The sequence below is a fragment of the Rhodococcus sp. KRD175 genome (assembly GCF_017168275.1).
Lineage (GTDB): Bacteria > Actinomycetota > Actinomycetes > Mycobacteriales > Mycobacteriaceae > Rhodococcoides > Rhodococcoides fascians.
In genome coordinates this window covers 94,708-115,123 of record NZ_JABFAQ010000004.1, presented here as the reverse complement: position 1 = coordinate 115,123, position 20,416 = coordinate 94,708, and the positions used below count along the sequence as shown (strand labels likewise).

General features: G+C 65.4%; 22 protein-coding genes and 1 riboswitch. Of the genes, 14 read left to right on the top strand and 8 right to left on the bottom strand.

Translation table 11 applies throughout. The features are described 5' to 3' along the window. Positions 1-61 precede the first annotated feature (61 nt). Positions 62-586 (top strand): hypothetical protein, encoded by a 525-nt coding sequence (locus tag J1M81_RS05030; RefSeq protein ID WP_027494251.1) that lies wholly within the window; start codon positions 62-64, stop codon positions 584-586. A 14-nt stretch (positions 587-600) separates the two neighbouring features. Here J1M81_RS05030 and J1M81_RS05025 read toward each other — a convergent pair whose 3' ends face one another. Further along, positions 601-1,080: a winged helix-turn-helix domain-containing protein gene (locus tag J1M81_RS05025; RefSeq protein ID WP_032366689.1), complete on the bottom strand. Its 480-nt coding sequence runs from the start codon at positions 1,078-1,080 to the stop codon at positions 601-603. A gap of 279 nt (positions 1,081-1,359) precedes the next feature. Here J1M81_RS05025 and J1M81_RS05020 point away from each other — a divergent pair, with 279 nt between their 5' ends. Next, entirely contained in the window at positions 1,360-1,773 is a 414-nt protein-coding gene (locus J1M81_RS05020; protein ID WP_080736226.1) for a GNAT family N-acetyltransferase, read from the top strand. A gap of 18 nt (positions 1,774-1,791) precedes the next feature. Here the strand turns inward: J1M81_RS05020 and map are convergent, their stop codons facing one another. Continuing rightward, entirely contained in the window at positions 1,792-2,562 is a 771-nt protein-coding gene (gene map, locus J1M81_RS05015) for a type I methionyl aminopeptidase (protein ID WP_032366687.1), read from the bottom strand. A gap of 103 nt (positions 2,563-2,665) precedes the next feature. On the opposite strand from map, the gene J1M81_RS05010 reads away from it, so the two are divergent. Beyond that, positions 2,666-3,361 carry a GNAT family N-acetyltransferase gene (locus tag J1M81_RS05010; RefSeq protein ID WP_094643879.1) on the top strand — a complete coding sequence of 232 codons (696 nt, stop codon included), beginning with the start codon at positions 2,666-2,668 and terminating at the stop codon, positions 3,359-3,361. Positions 3,362-3,797: 436 nt separating this feature from the next. Here the strand turns inward: J1M81_RS05010 and J1M81_RS05005 are convergent, their stop codons facing one another. Then, positions 3,798-4,091 (bottom strand): DUF222 domain-containing protein, encoded by a 294-nt coding sequence (locus J1M81_RS05005; protein WP_032374718.1) that lies wholly within the window; start codon positions 4,089-4,091, stop codon positions 3,798-3,800. A gap of 117 nt (positions 4,092-4,208) precedes the next feature. Between J1M81_RS05005 and J1M81_RS05000 the strand changes: the two genes are divergently transcribed. The 3 genes from J1M81_RS05000 (at position 4,209) to fgd (ending at position 5,953) form a co-directional block, all read left to right on the top strand. Then, on the top strand, positions 4,209-4,547 hold the full coding sequence (locus J1M81_RS05000; RefSeq protein WP_206497678.1) for a hypothetical protein: 339 nt from the start codon (positions 4,209-4,211) through the stop codon (positions 4,545-4,547). Next, a complete protein-coding gene (locus tag J1M81_RS04995; RefSeq protein ID WP_027498497.1) occupies positions 4,544-4,876 on the top strand; it encodes a YidH family protein in 333 nt (110 codons plus the stop codon). The genes J1M81_RS05000 and J1M81_RS04995 overlap by 4 nt, the downstream gene beginning before the upstream one ends. A 63-nt stretch (positions 4,877-4,939) precedes the next feature. Continuing rightward, a complete protein-coding gene (fgd, locus tag J1M81_RS04990) occupies positions 4,940-5,953 on the top strand; it encodes a glucose-6-phosphate dehydrogenase (coenzyme-F420) (RefSeq protein ID WP_032369842.1) in 1,014 nt (337 codons plus the stop codon). On the opposite strand, the gene J1M81_RS04985 is transcribed toward fgd, so the two are convergent. Beyond that, entirely contained in the window at positions 5,954-6,478 is a 525-nt protein-coding gene (locus tag J1M81_RS04985) for a nitroreductase/quinone reductase family protein (protein ID WP_032369841.1), read from the bottom strand. Positions 6,479-6,538: 60 nt separating this feature from the next. Here J1M81_RS04985 and pta point away from each other — a divergent pair, with 60 nt between their 5' ends. Further along, complete coding sequence (pta, locus tag J1M81_RS04980) at positions 6,539-8,656, top strand: phosphate acetyltransferase (protein ID WP_179274113.1); 2,118 nt, start codon at positions 6,539-6,541, stop codon at positions 8,654-8,656. Beyond that, entirely contained in the window at positions 8,653-9,837 is a 1,185-nt protein-coding gene (locus J1M81_RS04975) for an acetate kinase (RefSeq protein WP_206497677.1), read from the top strand. The genes pta and J1M81_RS04975 overlap by 4 nt, the downstream gene beginning before the upstream one ends. Positions 9,838-9,844: 7 nt before the next feature. On the opposite strand, the gene J1M81_RS04970 is transcribed toward J1M81_RS04975, so the two are convergent. The 3 genes from J1M81_RS04970 to J1M81_RS04960 are packed head-to-tail and all read right to left on the bottom strand — an operon-like array spanning position 9,845 to position 14,612. Then, entirely contained in the window at positions 9,845-12,328 is a 2,484-nt protein-coding gene (locus J1M81_RS04970) for a serine/threonine-protein kinase (protein WP_206497676.1), read from the bottom strand. Positions 12,329-12,339: 11 nt separating this feature from the next. Continuing rightward, positions 12,340-13,311, bottom strand: a complete 972-nt coding sequence (locus tag J1M81_RS04965; protein ID WP_032365120.1) for a glutamate ABC transporter substrate-binding protein — start codon at positions 13,309-13,311, stop codon at positions 12,340-12,342. Beyond that, complete coding sequence (locus J1M81_RS04960; protein WP_032365121.1) at positions 13,308-14,612, bottom strand: hypothetical protein; 1,305 nt, start codon at positions 14,610-14,612, stop codon at positions 13,308-13,310. The genes J1M81_RS04965 and J1M81_RS04960 overlap by 4 nt, the downstream gene beginning before the upstream one ends. 85 nt (positions 14,613-14,697) lie before the next feature. Between J1M81_RS04960 and J1M81_RS04955 the strand changes: the two genes are divergently transcribed. Further along, entirely contained in the window at positions 14,698-15,534 is an 837-nt protein-coding gene (locus tag J1M81_RS04955) for an NUDIX hydrolase (RefSeq protein ID WP_032365122.1), read from the top strand. A 2-nt stretch (positions 15,535-15,536) separates the two neighbouring features. Here J1M81_RS04955 and thiE read toward each other — a convergent pair whose 3' ends face one another. Beyond that, positions 15,537-16,229, bottom strand: coding sequence for a thiamine phosphate synthase (gene thiE / locus J1M81_RS04950; protein WP_027498488.1), 693 nt, complete (start codon positions 16,227-16,229; stop codon positions 15,537-15,539). A gap of 46 nt (positions 16,230-16,275) precedes the next feature. Then, positions 16,276-16,387, top strand: a riboswitch (TPP riboswitch). Between thiE and thiO the strand changes: the two genes are divergently transcribed. The 5 genes from thiO (at position 16,388) to J1M81_RS04925 (ending at position 20,396) form a co-directional block, all read left to right on the top strand. After that, entirely contained in the window at positions 16,388-17,440 is a 1,053-nt protein-coding gene (gene thiO, locus J1M81_RS04945) for a glycine oxidase ThiO (RefSeq protein ID WP_080733361.1), read from the top strand. After that, the gene (gene thiS / locus J1M81_RS04940; RefSeq protein ID WP_027498486.1) at positions 17,437-17,652 is read left to right on the top strand and encodes a sulfur carrier protein ThiS; all 216 of its coding nucleotides are present in this window, start codon (positions 17,437-17,439) and stop codon (positions 17,650-17,652) included. The genes thiO and thiS overlap by 4 nt, the downstream gene beginning before the upstream one ends. Next, positions 17,645-18,397 carry a thiazole synthase gene (locus J1M81_RS04935; RefSeq protein ID WP_032374723.1) on the top strand — a complete coding sequence of 251 codons (753 nt, stop codon included), beginning with the start codon at positions 17,645-17,647 and terminating at the stop codon, positions 18,395-18,397. The genes thiS and J1M81_RS04935 overlap by 8 nt, the downstream gene beginning before the upstream one ends. Positions 18,398-18,663: 266 nt before the next feature. Beyond that, on the top strand, positions 18,664-19,626 hold the full coding sequence (locus tag J1M81_RS04930; protein WP_027498484.1) for an ABC transporter ATP-binding protein: 963 nt from the start codon (positions 18,664-18,666) through the stop codon (positions 19,624-19,626). Next, positions 19,626-20,396, top strand: a complete 771-nt coding sequence (locus J1M81_RS04925) for an ABC transporter permease (protein WP_032369837.1) — start codon at positions 19,626-19,628, stop codon at positions 20,394-20,396. Before J1M81_RS04930 ends, J1M81_RS04925 begins: the two co-directional genes overlap by 1 nt. Positions 20,397-20,416 lie beyond the last annotated feature (20 nt).

Here is a 20,416-nt window from a genome sequence, read left to right as displayed (position 1 = left end):
CATCTAACGATCAGGTCTCGGGTGAGGTCGTACGAGGTGTTCGACGCTCTACCATGGGCCTATGACTGCTGACCCGACCACGCCTGCACCGTCGACCAGCTCGGCGAATTGGAAGCGGCGCGGCATCCTGCTCGGTGCCGGCGTCGTTCTTCTGTTGATCGCTTACTTCGTTCTGGCGGCGTTCCTGCCGCGGTGGTGGAGCCTGCGCGTCGAGAGCCTGGCGGATCGCACGTTCACCAAGGGAATTCTGTGGGGCCTGCTGTTCGGAATCGTCTGCACGTTCGCGCCACTGATGTTCTTCTGGAGTGCGTGGTCGGTCCGAAAGGGTAGGGCGGGAAAGCAGTTGGCGATCGGATCGGTGATTCTCGCAGTCGTCACCGCCATCCCGAACCTGCTGACTCTGACCATCGTTCTGGGTACCAGCAATGCCGCCCACGCCGGCGAACGCACCCTCGATACCAGCGCACCCGGCTTCCGCGGCGCGACGGCACTGGGCGCGATCATCGCGGTGGTTCTGGTCGCGTTGCTCGTGTTCGTGGTGGTACGTCGGAACCGTCGACGTCGAACAGCAGCACTGACGCGGTAGTCGTGTAACTGATCTCAGGCGCTGCGCAGCACCGACGGCTCGGTGATGACGCGGATTCCGGGCTCGGGGTCGAATCGGTAGCCGGTGCCGCGGACCGTCGTGATCAGTCGGCCGTACTGCCCGAGTTTGGTTCGCACCCTGGAGAGATGGACGTCGACACTGCGGCCGCCGTTCGAGTCACTCAGCTCGGATCTGTTCACCACGACACGAGGATGCTGGGCGAGATAGGCGAAGATCTCGAACTCGGTGTGGCTGAACCGAACGCTCTTGCCGGCGAGAACCACATCGCGCGCGGGTAGGTCGATGACAAGGGGAGCGTTGAGTTCGTTCACCCGGACGTCGAAACGCGTCAGGATCTTGGCATGTGGTGCATAGCTTTTGGCGGCGACGCGGAGAGCATCGGCGAGGGCGTGCAACTGCGGTCGGGTCAATCCCTGCAAGGATGACGTCCCGGAATCGGAGATGCGAAGAACGACGGTCGCTTCGGTGCTCATGGCTGTGGCTCCTGTGACAAGTGTCGACTGTGACAAGTGCTGTCGACGGTGGGTAGGTCGGATGGTCAGCGTGGGCAGCGACAGTTCGTGTTCACGCTGTCACAGTGCACGACGACGACTGATCGCACCAGCAATAAACTCACCGTGATTGCAGCGGTTGACGGCGGCCCGTAACGCGTGGTCCGATCGAGCGTGACCGATGTAGCGCAGTCCCGAACAGACCTCGTCACCCGCGCCGTCGACTGGAACCATCCCGACGCCGAATCGCTCCGTGCAGCAATGGCATCGGAGGTGGGTCCCCGATACGCGGACCGAGCGGCCTTGATGGCGAAGACGCAGGCCAATGCCGTGAACGAAGGCGACGTGCATCGCACGTTCGTCGTCTATCGGTGCGATGCGCAGAACGTCGAGCAGGCCGTCGGGCATGCCGCTCTGCGGTGGAACGGCCCCGACCTCGAACTGAAGCGAATGTTCGTTCATCCTGATCACCGTGGGTCGGGAGTCTCCACCGCGCTGCTGCAGGCGTCCGAGAATGCGGCCCGCGACCAGGGATTGCGGCGTTTGATTCTGCAGACCGGTGATCGTCAGCCCGACGCGGTGCGGCTGTACGAGAAGAGCGGCTACACCCGCATCCCGGTGTTTTCGCCGTACGAACTGCTGCCGTTCTCCAACACTTTCGAGAAGCGTTTGTGACTCACTACCGACGCAGAATCACGAACGTAGGGTCATGATTTCGGCCCCGCTGTCGGTGATGACGACGGTGTGTTCGCTGTGCGCGGTGCGGCAACCGGTGGTGCTGCGCAACGTCCACCCGTCGGGGTCGGTGACCAGCTCATCGGTATCCGCCATCACCCAGGGCTCGAGCGCCAACATCAGGCCGGGGCGAAGGCCGTAGCCGCGGCCGGGCCTGCCGGTATTGGATACGTGCGGATCCTGATGCATGGTCGATCCGATTCCGTGACCACCGAACTGAACGTTGATGGGAAAGCCGGCTTCACGAAGAACCGTCCCGATGGCGTGGGAGATATCGCCGATCTTGTTGCCCGGACGTGCCGCGGCGATACCCGCGGCCAACGCTCGTTCGGTGGCATCGATCATCGCCAGGCTCTCTGCCGGCTTGTTCTCGCCGACGACGAAACTGATGGCCGAGTCCGATGCCACGCCGCCGAGGATCACGGCAAGATCGAGGGTCAGCAGATCGCCGTCGGCCAGGTTGTAGTCGTGCGGCAAACCGTGCAGCACAGCGTCGTTGACCGACGTGCAGATGTAGTGGCCGAACGGTCCGCGCCCGAAGGACGGCGCGTAATCGACGTAGCACGACGTCGCCCCCGCCCCGAGGATGATGTCCTTGGTCCATTCGTCGATCTCGAGCAGGTTGGTGCCGACGGTCGCGCGTTCGCGGACGGTCTCGAGAATTTCGGCGACGAGTGCACCGGTTTCACGGGCAAGGGGAATCTTGCTCGGGGGCAGGATTTCGATCACGGAATGCCTTTCGGTTCGATGCGAATAACTATACCGGTATAAGTATTGGTGACGGAGTGGGTCGTGAGCAACTGACCGAGCCCGACATGGGACGCTGACCGACGTGTCTGTTCACCCTCTCGACGATCCCATTCGTACCTCCCTCGGTGGTCCGCTGTCGCGGTTTGCGATCACGCGCGGCCGAGTGATTCGCGCTGATCCCCAGGTCTCGCCCTTTCTGGCGCATCCCGACGTTCTGCAGCCACGGGATTGGGACGACATCGCAGTGCTGTTCGGGCCGCGGAGCATCGTGGGATTGCGGGGGCCGGTGCTGGATGTGCCCGAGGGGTGGTCCGTGGTCGACAGCTTCGGGATCGTTCAACTCGTGGGCACCGAGCTCGAGACTCGGCCGTTGGCCGAGGCGGTAGAACTGACAGCCGACGACGTGCCCGAGATGCTCGATCTCGTGCGACGCACCGAGCCGGGCCCGTTCCTTCCTCGCACCCGCGAACTCGGCACGTATCTCGGTATCCGACGAGGCGGCGCTCTGATCGCGATGGCAGGGGAGCGCATGCGTCCGCCGGGGTGGACCGAGATCAGCGCAGTGTGTACCGACCCGGCTCATCGCGGACAGGGCTTGGCCACCGAGCTGGTCCGCGCGGTCGGTCACGGCATCAGGGCCCGAGGCGACGAGCCTTTCCTGCATGCCGCCGCGACGAACATCCGCGCTATCGAGCTGTACCTCTCCATCGGATTCTCTCTGCGCCAGACCTCGCAGCTGACGCTGGTGAGAACGCCGGAACGAGCGGCCGACGTCTGAGGTCAGAATGGCGGCTCCTCGTCTTCTTCGTTGGTCGGTTCTGGCTCGGGGGTCGGGTTGTCGGGGTAGGCGATGACGCCTGATCGTCTGGGTTTGGTGGGGATGTACGGCCGGAGGTCGTTGCCGATGATGGGTACGGCTGTTCCGTTGGCTGGCAGGGTGATTCGGGTGGTCTTCGAGGTGGAGGTCCACAGGATGGCGCCGCCGGGGAGTATGACGGCGGTCCAGTAGCCTGCGGTTTTGACGCTGTGGTGGTATTCGCAGAGGCATTGGAGGTTGTTGACGGTGGTCCAGCCGCCGCCGAGGGGATTGGCGTGGTCGAACGGGTTGACGTGGTCGAGTTGGCAGCGTGCGGCGGGGTGGTGGCAGCCGGGGAAGCGGCAGTGGCGATCGCGTAGTCGTACGGCGGCGGTGGTGAGGGCGTCGGGTCTGTAGATCAGGGCTCGGTCGGTGAGTGGGTCGCGCGGGGGAGGTCGATGTCACCGGCCTCGAATGCGGCTTTCAGCAGAGGAAGCCGGGTGTGCAGGGCCACGCCGACGGACACGTACGCTTCGGCGACGGTGGCGGAGCAGCTCAACGCGAGTGCCATTTCGGTGCGTCCGTACCGGCTGTACTGCCGATGCTTCGCATCCTGCGCGATGCAGGTGAGGTGGAAGTCGTAGCAGGCAGCGATCTTTCGGGCCGCATGCCGATTCTCTTCCCGCGCGGCACTGGTGCAGCCATTTTTCACCCCCCGGTGACCCCCAGTTCAGAACGTGCGTTCGAACCGAAGAAAGAGTATCTCGACCCACCGACAGGTTTCGAGATCACGGTTGCGAGAGCGTCCCGAGCAGGCCTACCGTTAACTATGCGAACAACATCCACGGCCCACTACGACGACGGTCTCGTGCGCGTGGACGATAGCGGGGTCACGTTGCGGCACTACTACTTTCCGTTCGGGATCGAGAAGTTCGTCCCCTACTGCGACATTCGCGCCGTCGACACCGCCGTGCTGGGCAACTGGAACGGACGTTGGCGGCTGTGGGGCGCGTCGACAACCGACCAGTGGCTCCCGCTGGACGTCATGCGTCCGAAGAAGGACACTGCAGTGGTGCTCACCATCCGCCGCGTCTCGCCGGTCTTCACCCCCGACGATCCTGAACTCGTTGCCCGACTCATCCGCGAACGCATCACCGCTCCAGCGTGACGCGCCCCGACGAGCGGTTCACCCTCGCCAGTGAACGCACCTTTCTTGCCTGGCTCAGAACATCGCTCGGGTTGCTCGCCGGCGGGATCGCAATCGTTCACCTGGTTCCCGGATTCAGCACCGGCTGGGTTCGCACTGCACTAGGTCTGATTCTCATCGGCCTCGCGGCCGCCGCACCCGTCATCGGACTACGGCGATGGATGCGTGTACGTGCCGCCCTCGAGAGCGGAGCGCCCATGCCCGAGTCCCGGGACCTGTGGATCTTCGCGGTCGGCATTGGCGCAGTAGCAGTATTGGCTGCGGTGGTCACTGTTCTGGGGATCCAGTAGCACACCGCCAATCGCCACAGGTGCACAATCGAAGTACTAGACGACCAACGACAGGAGTTCGGCGTGGCGCAGGGTCTCAAGCTCGGGTACAAGGCATCGGCGGAGCAGTTCGGGCCGCGGGAGCTCGTCGAACTCGGTGTTCTCGCCGAGCAACACGGTATGGACTCCGCGACTGTCAGTGACCACTTTCAACCGTGGCGTCACGAGGGCGGTCACGCCCCGTTCTCGCTGGCCTGGATGACGGCCGTCGGCGAGCGCACGAAGACGATCCAGCTCGGTACCTCGGTGCTCACGCCGACGTTCCGTTACAACCCGTCGGTCATCGCGCAGGCGTTCGCCACGATGGGCTGCCTCTACCCCGGACGCATCATGCTCGGAGTGGGAACCGGTGAGGCGCTCAACGAGATCGCCACCGGGTTCACCGGCGAGTGGCCGGAGTTCAAGGAGCGTTTCGCACGACTGCGTGAGTCGGTTCGCTTGATGCGCGAGCTGTGGCTCGGCGATCGCGTCGACTTCGAGGGCGAGTACTACACGACCAAGGGCGCGTCGATCTACGACGTCCCCGAGGGCGGCATCCCCGTCTACATCGCGGCCGGCGGACCCGTCGTCGCGCGGTATGCAGGACGCGCGGGTGACGGCTTCATCTGTACGTCGGGCAAGGGCATGGAGCTCTACACCGAAAAGCTCCTCCCGGCCGTCGAAGAGGGTGCAGGCAAGGCAGAGCGTGACGCCGGCGAGATCGACAAGATGATCGAGATCAAGATCAGCTACGACACCGATCCCGAACTGGCACTGGAGAATTGTCGCTTCTGGGCTCCGCTGTCTCTGACGCCGGAGCAGAAGCATTCCATCGACGACCCGATGGAGATGGAGAAGGCTGCCGACGAGCTGCCGATCGAGCAGGTCGCCAAGCGTTGGATCGTGGCGTCGGACCCGGACGAGGCCGTCGAGAAGGTCAAGCAGTACACCGACGCGGGCCTGAACCACCTCGTGTTCCACGCGCCCGGACACGACCAGAAGCGCTTCCTCGAGCTGTTCGAGAAGGATCTGGCACCGCGCCTGCGCAAGCTCGGCTAGTTACGTCGAAGTGCGGGGATCGGCCGAGAGTGCGAACAATCGCATGTCTCGGTCGGTCCTGGTTTCGTACTCGCCGTAAACCTCGACCATCGCGTCGAACTGTCGGTAGATACGCGCCTTCTCGTCGCCGGTGATTCGGGTGGCCGTCACCGGTATTTTCCTGCCGCCGATGGCCACCACGGCCTTCGGATCGGCCAGAAGATTCGACGTCCATGCCGGATGGTGTTGTTGGCCGAAATTGGATCCGACGACGAAAATCCGATCACCCTCCCGGTAGTACAACAGCGGACTCGTCCTCGGCTTACCGGATTTGCGTCCGGTGGTGGTCAACAACACCACCGGGGCAGCGATCGGCCCGAGGACGGTGAATCGGCCGTTCGACTTGGTCAACAACCAGCGGTCGACGCCTGCGAGGTTTCTGATCACCCACGAACCGGGCTTGGTCGACGCGAACTTGACGGCGGGCTTGCGGATGAACGATGTCTCGCTGCCCCAACGAACATCCGGAAACGGTGATTCGGCCATGGCTCATGGGACAACCCGACTGTGCTCGGTGTCAACACCCCAACCATTAAGCTGGCGGCCATGGCTGAGTCCACCGGCGCCGAGACGGCTGACATGTATCCCTCGAGTATTTATGTCGCGTCACCGGAAGGCGACTCCGGCAAGTCCACGATTGCGTTGGGTGTGCTGCAGATGCTCGCCGCGACGACGGCCCGGGTCGGTGTGTTTCGGCCTATCGCTCGCTCGACGGAGGAGCCGGATTACATTCTCGAATTGCTCGTCGAGCACACGACCGCCGATCTGAGTTACGAGCAGTCTCTGGGGGTCACTTACGAGCAGGTGCATTCCGATCAGGATGCGGCGCTGAGCGAGATCGTCAGTCGGTATCACGAGGTGGCTGCGCAGTGCGACGCCGTGGTGATCGTGGGTAGCGATTACACCGACGTCGGCAGCCCGAGTGAACTCGGCTTCAATGCGCGCATCGCGGTCAATCTCGGTGCCCCCGTGCTCCTCGCGCTGCGTGGCTCCGATCGAACCCCCGACGAGATTGCTCAGTTGGCGGCGCTGTGCCAGGCCGAACTGCGGCAGCACCACGCCCATCTCGCCGCGATCGTGGCGAACCGGTGCGATCCGGATCAGTTGGACGCCGTCACCGACGCATTGGCGTCGGTCGACGTTCCTGCGTGGAGCCTTCCCGAGATCCCGTTGCTCGTCGCGCCGACCATGGCGGAGTTGCTCGACGCGGTGGACGGAACGCTCTACAGCGGCGACTCGTCGTTGCTGCAGCGAGAAGCGATGCGGGTGATGGTCGGCGGTATGACGGCCGAGCACATTCTGGAGCGGCTCACCGAAGGTGTCGTCGTCATCGCGCCGGCAGACCGGTCCGACGTACTTCTCGCACTCGTCAATGCTCATGAGGCGGAGGGTTTTCCGTCCCTCGCCGGCATCATCATGAACGGCGGCATCGAACCGCACCCGGCAATCGCACGACTGGTCGCCGGTCTCGGTCCGAGACTGCCGATTCTGACCACCGAGCTCGGAACCTTCGACACCGCATCGGCTGCGGCGCAGACCCGTGGCCGTGTTGCCGTCGGTTCTCAGCGCAAGGTCGACACCGCGCTGGGCCTGATGGAGCAGCGGGTGGACGCCAAAACCCTTCTGGGACGGCTCGATATCGCCATCCCGACCATCACGACGCCGCAGATGTTCGAATACCAGCTGATCCATCGAGCGCGTGCCGATCGCAAGCACATCGTGCTCCCCGAGGGCGGCGACGACCGGATTCTGCGGGCCGCCGGAAGGCTGTTGCAACGCCAGGTCGCGGACCTCACGATCCTCGGCGAAGAAGGCCCGATTCGACGTCGTGCATCGGAACTGGGAGTGGATCTGGATTCGGCGACCATCCTCGACCCTAAGAACTGTGACTACGCCGAGGAATTCGCGCAGGAGTACACGGAACTGCGCAAGCACAAGGGGATGACGATCGAGCGTGCCCGCGAGATCATGGCCGACATCTCCTACTTCGGAACCATGATGGTGCACAAGGGCATTGCCGATGGCATGGTGTCGGGAGCGGCGCACACGACCGCGCACACCATCAAGCCGTCGTTCGAGATCATCAAGACCACCGAGGGCGTGTCGACGGTGTCGTCGATCTTCCTGATGTGTCTGTCCGATCGCGTACTGGCCTACGGCGACTGCGCTGTCGTGCCGGACCCGACGGCCGAGCAATTGGCCGACATCGCCATCTCCTCGGCGCAGACCTCGGCCCAGTTCGGTATCGAACCGCGAGTGGCGATGCTGTCGTACTCCACCGGCGAATCCGGCTCGGGAGCCGACGTCGACAAGGTGCGGCAAGCGACGGCCATCGTGCGCGAACGCAACCCGGAACTGTTGGTGGAGGGCCCCATTCAGTACGACGCGGCCATCGAACCGTCGGTCGCGAAATCGAAGCTGCCGGATTCCGACGTGGCAGGCCGCGCAACGGTGTTCATCTTCCCCGACCTCAACACCGGCAACAACACCTACAAGGCCGTTCAGCGCAGCGCCGGTGCCGTCGCTGTCGGGCCGGTACTGCAGGGCCTGCGCAAGCCCGTCAACGACCTCTCGCGTGGGGCACTGGTCGAGGACATCGTCAACACCGTCGCCATCACCGCCATTCAGGCGCAGGGTATCTCCCAGCAGGAGGCACAGGCGTGAGCATCCTCGTCGTCAACTCGGGTTCGTCCTCGGTCAAATTCCAACTGGTCGATCCCGATTCGGGCGAATCGCTGGCCAGTGGTCTCGTCGAGCGCATCGGTGAATCCGACGGGCGCGTCGAACTGGACTACCGCGGCGAGAGCACCGAGCGAATCCAGCACATCGAGGACCACGGGGACGGGTTGGCTCTCGCGTTCGAGATGCTTGCCGACGCCGGCATCGAACTGGGGTCCGACGTCACCGCCGTCGGGCATCGCGTCGTGCACGGTGGCACGGTGTTCTATCGCCCCACGATCATCGACGACGCTGTCGTTCAGCAGATCTCGGATCTGAGCAGTCTTGCGCCGCTGCACAATCCGCCCAACGTCCTCGGTATCGAGGTGGCGCGGAAGCAACTGCCGAACGTGCCGCATGTAGCCGTGTTCGACACGGCGTTCTTCCATTCTCTGCCCGACGCTGCTGCGACGTACGCGATCGACGCCGCCGTCGCAGCCGAACACGACATCAGGCGCTACGGCTTTCACGGCACCTCGCACCGCTACGTTTCCGAGCAGGTTGCCCGGTTCTTGGAACGCGATCTCGAGGACCTGAAGCAGATCGTGCTGCATCTGGGCAACGGTGCGTCGGCATCGGCGGTCGACGGGGGCCGGGCGGTCGATACGTCGATGGGTCTGACCCCACTCGAGGGACTGGTGATGGGCACCCGCAGTGGGGATATCGACCCCGGTGTGATCATGCATCTACGTCGTAGCGCGGGGATGAGTGTCGACGACATCGACACTCTCCTCAACCGCCGGTCGGGTCTGATCGGACTGTCCGGGGTCAACGACTTCCGGGAACTGCAACAACGCATCGACGACGGCGATGCATCGGCCCGGTTGGCCTACGACGTGTACATCCACCGGCTGCGTAAGTACATCGGCGCGTACATGATCGGGCTCGGGCGGCTCGACGTCATCACGTTCACCGCGGGAGTCGGCGAGAACGCTGCTGCCGTGCGCGCCGACGCGCTGGCGAACCTGGAACACTGCGGAATTCGGATCGACTCCGAACGTAATGCCGTGCGCAGCAAGTCGGCTCGCGTGATCTCCGCCGAATCCTCGGCCGTCACGGTGCTGGTGGTGCCGACGAACGAGGAGCTGGCGATCGCCCGGGCGACGGACGATCTGGTTCGCTCCTGACGTACCGCTAGAACAGCGAACGCGGACGGATCGCATTCGCCAGGTCCACCAACGAGAACCGGTGCGCGCGATCGGTCGCGCTGCGGGCCAGTGCCCGCAGACCCTTCTCGGTGCCGCGCCGCAAACCGTCCTCGGTGAACGGCACGCTGAGTATCGGTTCGCGTTCTGCCGTGGACGCGTGACCGGAGACGATCCAGTCCAGGGCCATCGCCAGGACCAACGTCCGCATCTGCAGTGCTCGGCTTTCCGCCTTGGGGAGCAGCGCCACTCGCCGTGCGGCAGAACGAAAGTCGGCCTCGGACAGCTCGGCGCGCGAGCGATCCATCAGCAAGGTCAGCACACTGGTCATGCGTGCCATCGAGTAGTGCCGCGAGCTGATCGGAACCTGGTCCAGTGCCGCGATGGCACCGGTCTGATCACCGCGGCGCTGCAGCTGCCGGGCCAGACCGAACGCCGAGCTGACGATGCCCCTGTTGGTGCGCCACACGGCGCGGTACAGGCCCTCGGCCCTGGCCCGCCACTTCTCGGCGTCCTCGTCGTTGCCGAGCGCGACATGCCCCAACAATTCCGACGTGGCACCGAGCGCCAGTTTGGGCGCGAGCTCGCCGGGCATCGCTCCGAGCACGTTGTCGAAACTCGTGAACGCAGAGTCGTATTCGTGGTGCAGCAAGGCGATCAATCCGGCGTACCACTGCACCCGCCACGGATCGGCGGCGTGATCCTCGGATTGCACCTTCGACAGGATGTCGGTGGCCTCCACGACGTGGCCCAGATCGAGGTGCGCCTTGACCTCCGCGAGGGTGATCTCCAGGCTCGCTCCCGCGGGCGCGGAACCGGTGGCACCTGACGTACCGGCCGACACTCGCTCGATGCCGTTCCGCTTGGCGTGCTGCAGTGAGTCCAGAGTCTGCTGAGCTTCGACGTGCACGGCGGCAGCCAGCAGGGGAGCGCTCGGATCGTTGGGATCTACCAGGGGAACCGGCAGTGCGGCAACCACTTCGGCTGCCGTCATGCGCTCGTGGCGTACTTTGCCGTCGACGTAGGTATCGGTACGACCCACCGACTGCTCCGTACCGAACGTCGTCCGGGGCGGGCTGAAGACTGCGGACAGGCCGGGTCGCTCGACGCCCGTCCGGATAGCCAGGATCTCGCGCAGCACGCCGGTTGCCTGCCCCGCGAACTCGTCCGCGGACCGGAACCGCCGCGTCGGGTCTGCGTTGGTGGCTCGAAGCAGCAGGCGATGCAGTGACGGAAACTGCTGCAGCACGTCCGATTCTGCGACGGAGGGCAGGCCGTCGAGGTACTTGCCGTTCTTCGACGGCATGTCCAGCGTCAGCACCGCGAGGGTGCGGCCGACGGTGTAGATGTCCGACGCCACCGTCGGCCCGGTCTTCACGATCTCCGGTGCCTGGTACCCCACCGTGCCGTACAGGTAGCCGTAATCCTCGATGCCCGCGACCGCGCCGAGGTCGATCAACTTGATCTGGTCCTCGGAGACCATGATGTTCTCGGGCTTGAGATCGTTGTAGACGAGCCCGATCGAATGTAGATAACCCAGTGCCGGAAGCACTTCGAGAACATAGGCGAGCGCCTGCTCGACCGGCATGCGGGCGTCGTCACCGCATGCGGTCAGGATGTCGCGCAGCGAACGACCACCCACGTACTCCATGACGATGAAGCCGACGGAAGTGCCGTCGCCGCGGGGTTGTTCGACGAAGTTGTAGATCTTGACGACGCCGGGATGCGCTACCTCGGCCAGGAATTGACGCTCCGCGACCGCGACCGCATGGGCTTCCTCGTCGCCGAAATGCAGTAGGCCTTTGAGCACCACCCAGCGGTCGCTGACGTTACGGTCGATGGCCAGGTAGATCCACCCCAGACCGCCGTGCGCGATGCAGCCCTGAACGTCGTACTGGCCCACCACCCGATCACCCGGCTCGAGCAGCGGCGTGAAATCGAAGGTGGTGCCGCAGTGCGGGCACACGCCCACCGAGATGTCGGGCTCGCCCGGTTCGCTGCGCCCGACCTTGGCGTTGCACTTCCAGCAGAACCGTTTGTGCTGCGGCACCGTAGGGTCCGACATCACCGCGGTCGCCGGATCGATCGGCTCCACCCGCGGAACCTCCACCAGGCCGCCGCCCAGACGACGCCGAATACCGGTGCTGCGGGAACGACCGGACCGAGATCGACCGGTTCTGGCCCGAGTGGACGCGCTCTGCGACATGCCGGATTTGGCGGCTGTGAATTTGGCGGCTGCCGATTTCGAGTTGTCCTCACCTACCGGCGAATTCGGCCCCGGAGTCGGTGCGGTCCGGTCGTCGATCGGCGACCGGGACACCGCCTGCGTGCGTTCGACGCCGTCCGTCGGCGTGGCTTCCGGCCGCGAGACCGCCTGCGTGCGTTCGACGCCGTCCGTCGATGTGAGCTGCTCGCGTGACACCGCCTGCGTGCGTTGCGCGGGAGCGGTGGGTTGCTGTTCGTCCTCGTCCATGACGTGCGCCTCTAATCGCTGTACGACGCGGTGGGTGGACCGGGGGAGGGACCGAGCACCGTCAGCCATTTGTTGTAGATGCGGTTCCAGGTGCCGTCGGACCTGATGCGTGCCAACGTTCCGTTGACGAAGCGCACGAGATCCTCGTTCTTCTTGTTGATGCCCACGCCGTACGGTTCCGGGCTCAGACTGTCGCCGACGATCTCGAGGTACGGGTCCTGTGCGGCAAGTCCGGCCAGGATGGCGTCGTCGGTGCTGATGGCGTCGACCTGTCGTTGTTGCAGTACCACCAGGCAATCCGACCACATCGGCACCGTCACCACGGTCGCGGCCGGCTGCACCCGCTGCAGGCGACGCAGCGACGTGGTGCCCTCCACCGCGCACACCCGCTTGCCCGCCAGATCCCCGACCCCACGGATACCCGAGCCCTGCACCACCAGAACTCGGTGCTGCGCTTGGAAGTACACGGTGGAGAACTGGACGTCCTTACGCCGGGCGCACGTGATCGTCATGGTTTTCACCACGATGTCCACCGTCGAGTCCTGCAGAGCTTCGAGGCGCTGTGCGGACGTCAGAATTCGGAAGTCCAACCGGTTCGGGTCTCCGAACAGGTCGCGTGAGATCTCCCGAGCGATGTCGACGTCGAACCCGACCAGCTGCCCGGTCATGGGGTCGCGAAAGCTGAAAAGGTTACTGCCCGTGTCGAGGCCGACGACGAGGCGACCCTTGGCTCGGAGTGCATCGATGGTCGGCTGCGGAGGCAGTGGCGCGTCGGTGCCGGTCGGTAGCGGCCGCAGACTGGCCGTGGGGCGGGCGCACTCGTCGTCCGCCGGTGTTTCGGTGGGCCGAGCCGCGACGGTTGCTCCGTCGGGCAGAGGCGGTTCGGTGAACATCGTATCGCTCTGTGCCGCAATTCTTTCCGGCGGCGAGCATCCGACGAGCAGGGCGGTCGCGACGAGGCCGGCGGCGAGTAGGCGTCTCACAGGTATTCACGCAGCCTCGGGAACAGGCCGACTCCGAACGCCACCGAGGCCACCACCGTGAGCACGTACGCGCCGTTGGACAAGCCCGACAGGACCCAGACCGATCGATCGATATTGGAGCGTAGTTCGCTTCGGGCACTGTCGATCCCGTCGACCAGCACACTGTCGAGAGCGTTGAACGCAGCCGCCGAATCCGAATCACCCGATCCGGTCGCTATCGACACCGCACCGTTGAAGTCGCCCACCTCGAGCGCCGAATCGATGCGCGCATGCGAGGCCGACCAGTTGTTCAGGGCCTCGGTCACCTCGGGGTCGCCCTCGAACATGTCCGCGAGCCGAGAGACGTTGCCGGCGAACGACTGTCCGTAATCCTGGCTGCCACCGCGGCGGGCCAGGTCGAGTGTCTCGTCCGCCCTGGCCTGCTGGGCCAGAATGAACCCCGTCGTGTAGGACTTCAGCGGTGCCACCCCGCGGTCGATCGCGCGGTCGGTGGCGATCGACGAGATCAACCCCACCACCAACATCCACCCGAGCAAGCCCGCCAGAGCGGCCGTGGCACCGAGAAAACCGACATTGAGTGTGCGACGCGTCGTCCGGGACAGATACCACTGGGCGAGACCGGTCATCAGCAACAGAAACACCACCGACCCGATCGCGAAGTACGGGGGACTGGTGAACCTCTCCTGATCGGCCGAGACGCGGGAGGCCTGCTCGGTGTACAACTTCTCGGCCAGCGGCAACAGGCTGGACTGCATCATCGTCGACGCCTCGCCGAGATATGCCGCACCCACCGGGTTCCCGCTGCGATTGTTCGCTCGCGCCGTCTCGACCAGCCCGCTGTACACCGGCAACCCGGTAGCGATCTGAGTCAGCACTGCGCTGGTGGCCTCGTCCTTGTCGGTGACCCCGGCGGACGCGGCGATCAATTCCGACGACGCCTCACCCAATGCCTGCGAGTACCGGTCACGTACTTCGGGTTGCTCGAGCCCACCGGCAATGAATGCCGACGCGGCCGCCGCGTCGGCCACCGACAGGGCACCGTAGAGATTCTGAGCCGAGTTGGCGAACGGCTCGGTGCGCACCAGCAGTGTCCCGAGAGTGTCGACTCGATCGGTCACCGCCGTGGACGCGAGATTTCCGACCGTCAGCGCCAAGACGACCAGCGCGGTACCCATCGCGACCAACCGCGCAGGCGTCGAACGCATCGTGTATCGAACCGGTGGCTTGCCTGCAGCGGCACCGACGTGGGGTGCCGTTGTCGGGGGGACGGCAGCAGAGGGAGTAATGCCGGCCGCGATCACGCATCGAGCATATAAGCAGGCGGACCGCACTGCAGCCACTACAGCACAGTCACTACGGCGAGGCGGTTCACCTAGGGTGGGGAGCATGCGCGGTGACGGGGACGGTTGGGTGATCGGTGAGAACGGTTCTCGGCACTGGGGCAAGCACGGTGCCGCCGGTCTGCTGCTCCGTGCGCCCTCCGATGCGGGCGAACCGATGGTGTTGCTGCAGCACCGCGCGTTGTGGAGTCACCAGGGCGGAACGTGGGCCCTGCCGGGCGGGGCTCGCGATTCGCACGAGAGCACCGAGCACGCGGCGGTCCGCGAGGCGCACGAGGAAGCCGGTATCTCGGCCGAACAGTTGAGCGTGCGCAGCGAGCGTGTCACCGCCGCAGTCCCGAGCGGTTGGTCGTACACCACGGTCATCGCCGACACCGATCACCCGCTGGCCACCGTCCCGAACGGCGAGAGCACGGAACTGCGGTGGGTGCCGGAGTCCATCGTCGGCGAGCTGCCACTGCACCCGGGTTTCGCGTCGAGCTGGCCGTCGCTGCGTACCGAGCCGCTGCGCGTGCTGCTCGACACCGCCAACGTCCTCGGCTCCCGGCCCGACGGCTGGTGGAAGGACCGCGCCGGCTCGACCGGCGCACTGTTGACGTCGCTGGCCGCGACACTGCCGCGCACGGTGGAACTACCCAGCGGCCAGTACGGCTGGCTCACCCGCATCGAGGCCGTGCTCGAGGGGCAAGCGCGCGACGCCGTTGTCGACGATCCGCGCATCCCGGTGATCCTCGCGGACGGCAGTGGCGACGACACCCTCACAGATCAGGCCCACCGATCGACAGACCTGACCGCGCTGGTCACCGCCGACCGCGGACTCCAGAATCGACTGCCCGGCGCGGTGCACGTGCTCTCGCCGTCTGCCGTGCTCGCCTGGCTGTGACGTCAGTTCTGTAGCGCCTGTACCAGCGCGCGCGCAGCGGCCTGCGGATCACGTGCCTCGGTGATCGCCCGAACGACCACGATGCGCTCGGCTCCCGCCGCTCGAACCTGATCCACATTGGTCGCGTCGACGCCGCCGATGGCGAACCACGGGCGCTCCGGCAACGCATCCGCGGTGGCCCGCAGAGTTTCCAGGCCGGCGGCCGAGCGGTTGGGCTTGGTGGGCGTCGGCCACACCGGACCGACGGCGAAGTAGTCGACGCCGTCCTCGATGGCGGCGAGCGAGGACTGCGCGCGGTTCTGAGTCGAGCGTCCGATCACCACGTCCGGGCCCAGAATCTGGCGCGCGTAGTGCACCGGCAGGTCGCCCTGGCCCAGATGCAGGACGTCGGCACCGGACGCCAGCGCCAGATCCGCGCGGTCGTTGACGGCCAGCAAGGCACCGTGACGTTTGGTGGCCGCGAGCAGAATCGCCAGCGCAGCGAGCTCGTCCTTGGCCTCGAGCGGCCCGAACTGGCGCTCACCGGCGGAGTTCTTGTCGCGCAGCTGGATGATGTCGACGCCACCGGACAACGCGGCCTCGGCGAACTGCGCGAGATCGCCCTTGTCGCGTCGGGCATCGGTACACAGGTAGAGGCGAGCGGACGCAAGACGCTCGCGAGGAGTCTGGTTGCGGACGGTCTGAGTTGGGTGCACGAAACGAACTGTATTCTCATGGCAGCCGCGACCGACGACGGAGTGGCCGACATATCGCGGGAGTCCCGGGGATCGTGGGGCTGAGAGTGGGTTCGCCGCCCTTACCGTCAATACCTGAACCCGATCATGCGGGCGCAGGGAGTGAGGACGTGAATCGCGTGCATATCGTCGTTATCGGCGGAGGCGTCATCGGGCTGTCGACGGCACTACGACTGGCGGAGGACGGCCATCGGGTGGTGGTGCACGATCCTGCGCTGGGTCGAGGCGCGTCGTGGGTCGCCGGGGGCATGCTGGCCCCGCTGTCCGAGGGGTGGCCCGGTGAACACGAACTCCTACGGCTCGGTGCCGCGTCGCTCGAGCGGTGGCCGGACTTCGCCGGACGCCTCCCCGGCCCGTCGGTGTTCTCGGCCACCGGATCCATGACCGTCGCCCTCGACTCCGCCGACGCCACCGACCTGCGCACGATCGCCGAATGGGTGGGCGAGCAGGGACACGAGCTCGAGATTCTCGGCCGCGCGCAGGTGCGTGAACTCGAACCTGCATTGGCGCAGAACATTCGGCTCGGGTTGTTGGCACCGACCGAGCTGTCCGTCGACAATCGGGCCCTGGTTACCGCGCTCGAGCAGGGATGTCTCGACGCCGGAGTGGAGTTCGTGGCAACCTCGGTCGACGCAATTCCCGACGCCGATCAGGTGGTCCTGGCCGCCGGTTCTCGCTGCGCCGCACTGTGGCCGACACTGCCGGTCAGACCGGTGAAAGGCGAGATCCTGCGGCTGCGTCGTAGGCCAAGTGCCGCACCGCCACCGCACCGCACGATCCGCGGAACCGTGCACGGCCGACCCGTCTACCTGGTGCCACGCGGCGACGGATTGGTCGTCGGCGCAACACAATACGAATCCGGTGAGGACACCCAGGTCACCGTGGCGGGGGTGCGAGACCTGATCGCCGACGCCGAACGACTCATGCCGAGTATCGGCGAGTACGAGCTGTACGAAACTGCTGCAGGATTACGGCCGATGAGCCCCGACGGACTGCCGTTGATCGGCAGACTCGCCGACAACGTGATCGTCGCTACCGGGCACGGCCGCAACGGCATTCTGCTCGCGCCGATCACCGCCGACGCCGTCGCCGCGCTGGTATCGGGCGACACGCTGCCCGAGGCGAAAGCCGCCACACCCGAACGCTTCTCACAGATCGAAAGGACACCATGACCCAGGTTGCCATCGGGATCACCGTCAACGGCGAGGATCACCTGCTCACCGAGGACATGACCATGCGTCGGCTGCTCGAATTCCTTGGCTTGCCCGAGAAAGGCATTGCCGTCGCCGTCGACGGTGCCGTGCTGCCCAAGAGTCGATGGGACACCACCGACGTCCAAAAGGGTTGGACCATCGACGTTCTCACGGCGGTGCAGGGTGGCTAGCGCACTCACCATCGCCGATCGCACCTTCACATCCCGGCTCATCACCGGCACCGGGGGAGCGGCCAACCTCGCCGTCCTCGAGGAAGCCCTCGTCGCGTCGGGAACCGAACTGACCACCGTCGCGATGCGCCGCGTCGACGCCGCGGGTGGGACGGGAGTGCTCGATCTGCTGCGGCGGTTGAACATCGCCCCGCTGCCGAACACTGCGGGGTGTCGAGGATCGGCCGAGGCCGTGCTCACCGCGCAGCTCGGCCGCGAAGCGCTCGAGACCGACTGGGTGAAACTCGAAGTGATCGCCGACGAGCGAACCCTGCTGCCCGACGCCATCGAATTGGTCAAGGCCGCAGAGCAACTCGTCGACGACGGTTTCCAGGTGCTGCCGTACACCACCGACGACCCGGTACTGGCCAAGCGTCTCGAAGACATCGGCTGCGTTGCCGTCATGCCGCTCGGCTCACCCATCGGCACCGGCCTCGGCATCGCCAACCCACACAACATCGAGATGATCGTCGAGGCCGCAGGGGTGCCCGTGATCCTCGACGCGGGCATCGGCACCGCCAGCGACGCCACCCTCGCGATGGAACTCGGCTGCGACGCAGTGCTGCTCGCCACCGCGGTGACCCGCGCGAAGGACCCGGCGCTGATGGCGTCGGCGATGCGTCATGCGGTGGCCGCGGGTTACCAGGCCCGACATGCAGGCCGCATCCCGAAACGATTCTGGGCGCAGGCCAGCTCGCCGATGTAGCGGCTGCGTCGGCGGCGCGGCCCTTTGTGTGGTGCTGCGTATTTCGCAAACGCGAGCGCGTTTGCGAAACGCGCGCAGAATAGTGGCGAAAATGAGGGCGAATCCCCGCGCATCTGGCAAACGCGCGCGCATTTGCGGCTGCGCTCAGGCGACCGCGTGCCCCAGCCAGGCCTCGGCTGTCTCAGGGTCTGTGTCATCCAAAAGGATGATGCAAGTCGCGACTGTGGGGCGATGTGGACACGCCGTCGATCGGGGACAGTTGTCCCATGATCGAAGTGACAGGACTGACCAAGCAGTACGGAGCGGTGACGGCGGTCGACAACCTCACCTTCACCATCAAACCCGGCATCGTGACCGGCTTTCTCGGACCGAACGGTGCGGGTAAGTCCACCACGATGCGAATGATTCTCGGGCTCGACCGCCCCACCTCGGGGACGGCGACCATCGAGGGCAAGAGCTACAGCCACCTGAAGCAGCCACTGCGTACCGTCGGCGCTCTGCTCGACGCCAAGTGGGTGCACCCCAACCGATCTGCGCGTGCGCACCTGGAATGGATGGCCGCGTCCAACGGCATCCCCAAGTCCCGCGTCGACGAGGTGCTGCGGCTGGTGGGCCTGTCCGAGGTAGCGAAGAAGAATGCGGGCGGATTCTCGCTCGGCATGTCGCAGCGGCTCGGTCTCGCCGGCGCTCTTCTCGGTGACCCCAAGGTGTTGTTGTTCGACGAGCCGGTCAACGGACTCGATCCCGAGGGCATCGTCTGGATCCGAAAGTTCATGCAGCGCTTGGCAGCCGAGGGCCGCACGGTCCTGGTGTCGAGCCACCTGCTCTCGGAGATGGCGCAGACGGCCGAACACCTCATCGTCATCGGACGCGGCAAGCTGATCTCGGATTCCTCGGTGCAGGAATTCATCGACCATGCCTCCGAGGCCTCGGTACGCGTGCGCAGCCCACAGCTCGACGGCCTACGTCAGGTGCTGACCACCGCCGGCCTCACGGTGCGTGAGCCGGACAAGTCCGACGAACTGCAGCCCTCGCTCGTCGTGCTGAACTCCACCACCGATGCGATCGGCGACCTCGCCGGCCGGGCCGGAATCACATTGCACGAGTTGGCCTCTCAGCGCGGCTCGCTCGAGGAAGCATTCATGAAACTCACCGGAGACACAGTGCAATATCACGGCTCGGGAGCCGAAGACCAGAACACTCAGCAAGCAATGGGCGGTGCACTCTGATGGGCGTCTTGGCAGCAGAAAGAATCAAGTTCACCTCGACCAAGTCGCCGTGGTGGTGCAGCGCGATCGTGGTGGTCTTCGGCCTCGGGTTCGGAGCCATCCTGGGTTGGGCCGCAAAGACCGCCGTCGGCCCGGATGCGCCGGAAGGTCTGCCACCGACCACCGCATACGACGTCGTCGGCAGCGGCGTCGGCGGACTCGGCATCATGGTGCTGATGATCCTCGGTGCACTCACCGTCACCAGCGAATACCGCTTCGGCCTGATCCGAACCACGTTCCAGGCGATCACCAACCGGGCCTCGGTGCTCGGTGCGAAGGCACTGATCGTCGGCGTGTACGGGGCAGTGCTGTCGTTGGTTCTCGCCTTCGGCGCGTTGTTCCTGGCCAAATCCATCGCCGGTGAGGAAGCCGGCGCATTGCTGAGCTTCGACGTCGACGGCACCTGGCGCGTCGTCTACGGCACCGCAGTTCTGGCGTTCGTGCAGATCGTTCTGGCCGTTGCCGTGGGTGCGCTGATTCGCCAGTCCGCCGGTGCCATCGCCGTGTTGTTGTTGTGGCCGTTGCTCATCGAGAACCTCGTCGGGATCATTCCGAAGGTCGGCGAGAAGATTCAGCCGTTCCTGCCGTTCAAGAACGCCGACCATTTCCTCGGCGGATCCGCGGGAACGGACTTCCACTGGGGACCCGTCGGCAGCCTGATCTACTTCGTCGTCTTCACCGCGGTGATCTTCGGAGTGGCAGTGTTCGTCGTCAATCGCCGGGACGCCTGACACCTGCCTGGGTAGGGTGT